4 protein-coding genes are annotated in these 4505 nt (G+C 67.6%); all 4 read left to right on the top strand.

The features are described from left to right. Positions 1-635 precede the first annotated feature (635 nt). The gene (locus QOC69_RS27715; protein ID WP_526445727.1) at positions 636-1814 is read left to right on the top strand and encodes an SIS domain-containing protein; all 1179 of its coding nucleotides are present in this window, start codon (positions 636-638) and stop codon (positions 1812-1814) included. Further along, entirely contained in the window at positions 1807-2691 is an 885-nt protein-coding gene (locus QOC69_RS27710; RefSeq protein WP_526445725.1) for a carbohydrate kinase family protein, read from the top strand. The genes QOC69_RS27715 and QOC69_RS27710 overlap by 8 nt, the downstream gene beginning before the upstream one ends. Continuing rightward, positions 2688-3380, top strand: a complete 693-nt coding sequence (locus QOC69_RS27705; RefSeq protein WP_526445723.1) for an aspartate/glutamate racemase family protein — start codon at positions 2688-2690, stop codon at positions 3378-3380. Before QOC69_RS27710 ends, QOC69_RS27705 begins: the two co-directional genes overlap by 4 nt. After that, on the top strand, positions 3377-4505 hold a 1129-nt coding region (locus tag QOC69_RS27700; protein ID WP_526445721.1), incomplete at its 3' end, for an amidohydrolase family protein. The genes QOC69_RS27705 and QOC69_RS27700, both read left to right, overlap by 4 nt.

Genomic DNA, 4505 nt, shown 5'->3' with positions numbered 1-4505 from the left:
CCTTCATCAGCCGTGAGCGATGCAGCCCCCCGCATCCCAGGTCTTCGGTAGGGATCGCCCTGAAGGGCCAGGCAGATTCACCAACCAGCTGGCGGACGATCTCGATAAGCAGAATGGCGGATTTGGTTGGTGGCAGCACTTCACCGACTGGAAGACCATCACAATGCACAATGCTCTCCGACTACCTCTTGCAATCACTCAGCGGTACATCCGAGGCGCTGACGTCTGCGTCATTCCAAGCAGACGTGCCCGATCAATATTCGCCCGTGCTGCCTCCGACTTCTCCGAAGTGTTCGCGTCGGCATTCGGTAGCAAGGGATAGATGAACACGTTGTAGACAGGCAACGTCGAGCGGTTACCGACTCTTAGGCGAGGCCCTGCCCTCTGAGGCGGGCAACGGAACGCGGTGGCCTCACGGTAGGTCCGCAATCCCGACCCACCACGCTGGCGTAACAGCGGCCACGAGCCCGGCCGGATCTTCCTGGAAGCTCTGAAACGCCCTGCCACGCGGTACTTCCGTAATCGGAACGCCACAAAACGCCATACGGAAGAAACACAGACGGTATACCGTTCAATTTCATGCCAGCTGAAGCCACCGCTCGTCATGGCGTGGAACGAAAGCGAAGCCACCCACGATGAGTGCTCCCGCGAGCCCCCTTCTCGACCCGGTTACCAGCCCCCTTGATGTCCGTCAGCGGGCCGTCGTCCAACGGGTCTCCGACGCCGAGCGCGGCCACATCCTCGCCCTGCCGAGCAATGACCCGCTAGACCCGAAACTCCGCTTTCGCGTCGAGGCGACCGGACCGGAACTATTCGGCCAGCCAGCGGCGATACAGGCAACACTGCAGCTCAACGCTAATAATCTCGACGCCATTGCCGACCGACTCGCGACCGGTGTCCGACGGGTGGTGCTAGTCGGCTGCGGAGACTCGCTGGCCGTCATGATCGCCGCGCGGCAGGCACTCGAGTGCATGCTCGGAGTGCCTTGTGAACCCATGCAGAGCCTGGAGTTCGCGTACTACCACGCGCACCTGGTCGACGCCGGCACGGCCGTTATCGCGTTGTCCAGTTCGGGCGAGACGACCCGCACCGTCGAAGCGCTCCTCGTGGCTCAACATCGCGGATTGTATACCGTCTCCCTGACCAACACGGCCGACTCGACCCTGCAGTCCGAGGCCGATACGTCGCTGATGATCGAGGCAACCCGGATCGGCTGGCCCACGCAGTCGTCCACCGCGGCGTTGGCGTTGCTCCTGGAATTGGCCATCCGGTTGGGCGAGCGGCGCGTGCCGGCCGCGGCCGCACCGCTGCGTGCTGCCTTCGATGAGCTTCCCGATGTCATGGCGCAGGTGCTGGGCAGGATCGACCCGCTGATCGCCGATATCGCCGGATACGAGGTCGAGGCCGGGCCGCAGACGGTGCTGTTCTCAGGCGCCGGACCGAATCTGGCGTCCGCGATCGTGGGCGCGGCCAAGGTCAAGGAGTGCACGACGCTGCACGCGATCGACATCCAGATCGAGGAGTACCACCACTACAACTCCCAGAAGGCCGGCGAGCCGCTCTTCCTGCTCGCTCCCTCGGGTCCATCGGTGCCGCGCGCCGTCGACACCGGCACGGACGCGCTGCGCTGGGGCGGGCGCCTCTACGTCGTCACCACCGAGGGCGAGCACGCGTTCGACGACCTCACGGATCACGTCATCACCCTGCCACCGGTCCCGGAGCCGCTGTCGCCCCTGCTCTTCCTGCTCCCCGCCCAGCTGGTCGGTTACCACCTCGGCCTCAGCTGCTATGCCGCGGCAGCCGCCGATGACTGACACCGCGCCCAGCCTGGTCTGCATCGGCAACCTCACCATCGACGAGGCCGTGTCCCCCGCCGGTGCGCGGGTCGAATCCGTCGGCGGGGATGCGCTTTTCGCCGCACTCGCCGCCAGGCTGGCCGGTGGCAATCCCACGGTCCTCGCCCCGTTGGGCACCGATGCGACCCCGGCTCTGCTCGCCGCAATCCGCTCGGCCGGGACGGATCCCACGACGCTGCCACGACGCGATCTGCCCACGGTACGCAATGTCATCCGTTATGACGACACCGGTGGGCGAGTGTGGGATCTGGTCCTGGGCGAGGGGCACTTCGAGGCGCTCTCGGTGCATCCCGCCGACGTATCCGACGCCGTGCTGGTCGCGCCCGGCGTACTGGTATCGGCGATGGCGCTGCACGCACAGCTCGAGCTAGCGGCGTGGCTGCGCGACCGCACCACGGCGACAATCTATTTCGATCCGCAGGAGGACTACATCGCGGGCCACGAGACCGCTCTGCGGGATGCCGTCCGATGCTGTGACGTCTTCCTGCCCAGCGAGGTAGAAGCCGCCGCGCTCGCCGGCACGTCGGATCTGCACGTGGCGGCCGCGACCTTCCTGCAGCTGGGGCCACAGGTGGTGGTGATCAAGCTCGCCGCGGCCGGATGCTTGGTGGCGACCCGGCAGTGCCCCGAACCTACCGCGGTGCCAACGGATGTCATCGAACCGGTGGACAGCACCGGCGCCGGCGACGCGTTCTGCGGTGCGTTCGCGGCCGAACATCTGCGCAACGGGGACGCGTACGCCGCGGCAGAAGCCGGTGCGCGGGCCGCGCGCATCGCGGTCGGTGGGCCCGGCGTCGACGGGTTACTCGCCGCGGTCACTGGGGTGGTGCGATGACGCGGATCACCGTGATCAACCCGAACACGTCCGCCAAGCTGACGGCCACCATCACCAAGGCGGCCCAAGTTGTCACGGGCGCCGGTGTGAGGGTCACCGGGGTCCACCCTGCGGTGGGTGTGCCCAGCGTCGAAAGCCATGCCGAGGAGGCGATCGCAGCCGTCGGAGTGATCGAGCAGGTCCGTGCGCACCAAGACGACACTGACGCGTTCGTCATCGCCTGTTTCGGCGACACCGGGGTGCCCGCCGCCCGCGAGGTCGCCACCTGCCCCGTCGTCGGGATGACCGAGGCCGCGCTGCAGACCGCCTGCCTGGTGGCGCATCGGTTCGTCGTGATCACACTGCCTGCCCGCACCATCGCCCACAGTGACCGCGTCGTCCGCGCGCTCGGGCTCGAGCACCGCTGCACCGTGACCTCGGTCGACGTGGCGGTCGCGGAGCTGGTCGATGGCTCGACCCACCTCCTCGATGCGTTCGCCGAAGCCGCACGCGCGGCCGACCATGCCGAAGCCGTAGTCCTCGGCTGCGCCGGCCTGGCCGACCTCGTCGACCCGCTGTCCGACAGGTTGGGCGTGCCCGTCATCGACGGCGTCGCCGCGGCCGTCGGCATCGCGGCCGGACTGGTGGCGATGGGCCTGAACACCTCGCGCGCCAACACCTTTGCGCCTGTTGACCTGGAGTGCCCATGACCGTGCTGTTCCGTCAGGTGTTCGTCTACGACGCCGTGGCCCCCGACGCGATGACCGGTCCCACCGACGTTCTGGTCGAGGACGATCGGATCAGCGCCGTCGGCGACGACCTGCCCGCCTCACCCGGAGCCCGGATAGTCGAGGGCGGCGGTCGACATCTGTTGGTGCCCGGGCTGATCAACGCGCACTTCCATTCGCCGGCCAACCACCTCAAGGGCTCGGTGCGGAGTCTGCCGCTCGAGCTGTTCATGCTGTTCGAGTCGCCCGCCGACCCGGCCCTGGCGCCCGGCCCGCGGGAGGCCTATCTGCGGACCATGCTCGGTGCCATCGAGATGCTGCAACGGGGCATCACCTGCGTGCAGGACGACGCCTTCCTGATGCCGTTCCCCGATCCGGAGATCATCGACGCGGTGGCGTCGGCCTACCGCGACAGCGGGATCCGGGCGTACCTCGCCCTGGACCAGCCGGAGCTGACCGAGGCCGAGAAGCTCCCGTTCACAACCGAAGTCGATGACGTCATTGCTTTCCACGAGCCGGCGCCGGCTCCCGCCGCCCAGTTGCTGGAGGCGTACGACCATCTGGTCGGTACCTGGCACGGTGCCGCGGACGACCGGATCCGGGCGGCCGTCTCGATCTCCGCGCCGCAACGCGTCAGCCTGGAGTACTTCGCCGCGCTGGACGACCTGGCCGAGCGCCACGGCCTGCCGTTGTACGCGCACATGCTGGAGACCAAGGTCCAGCGCACCCTGATGACCGAGCAGCCGCGGTTCGCCGGGCGATCCCTGGTCGGCTACACCGCCGCTGCCGGACTTCTCAAACCGCATACCAACGTGATCCACGCGGTGTGGGTGGACGACGCCGACCTCGACGCGATCGCCGACGCCGGTTCGACGGTGGTACACAACCCCGTTAGCAACCTGCGGCTCGGCAGCGGCGTGCTGCCATGGCGCGCGATGCTCGATCGCCACATCCCGGTCGCGCTTGGCACCGACGAAGCAATCTGCGACGACACCATCAATGTCTGGACGGTCGCCAAGACCGCGGGCCTCATCCACAACGTTTCGGGGCTGGATAGCGACGAATGGCCCACTGCGGCTGAGATTCTCGAAGCGCTCTGGCGGGGCG

This window comes from Mycobacterium sp., assembly GCF_032162105.1.
Taxonomy (GTDB): Bacteria; Actinomycetota; Actinomycetes; order Mycobacteriales; family Mycobacteriaceae; genus Mycobacterium.
Note: the sequence above shows the minus strand (reverse complement) of the source record. Positions and strands in the feature narration are given on the sequence as shown.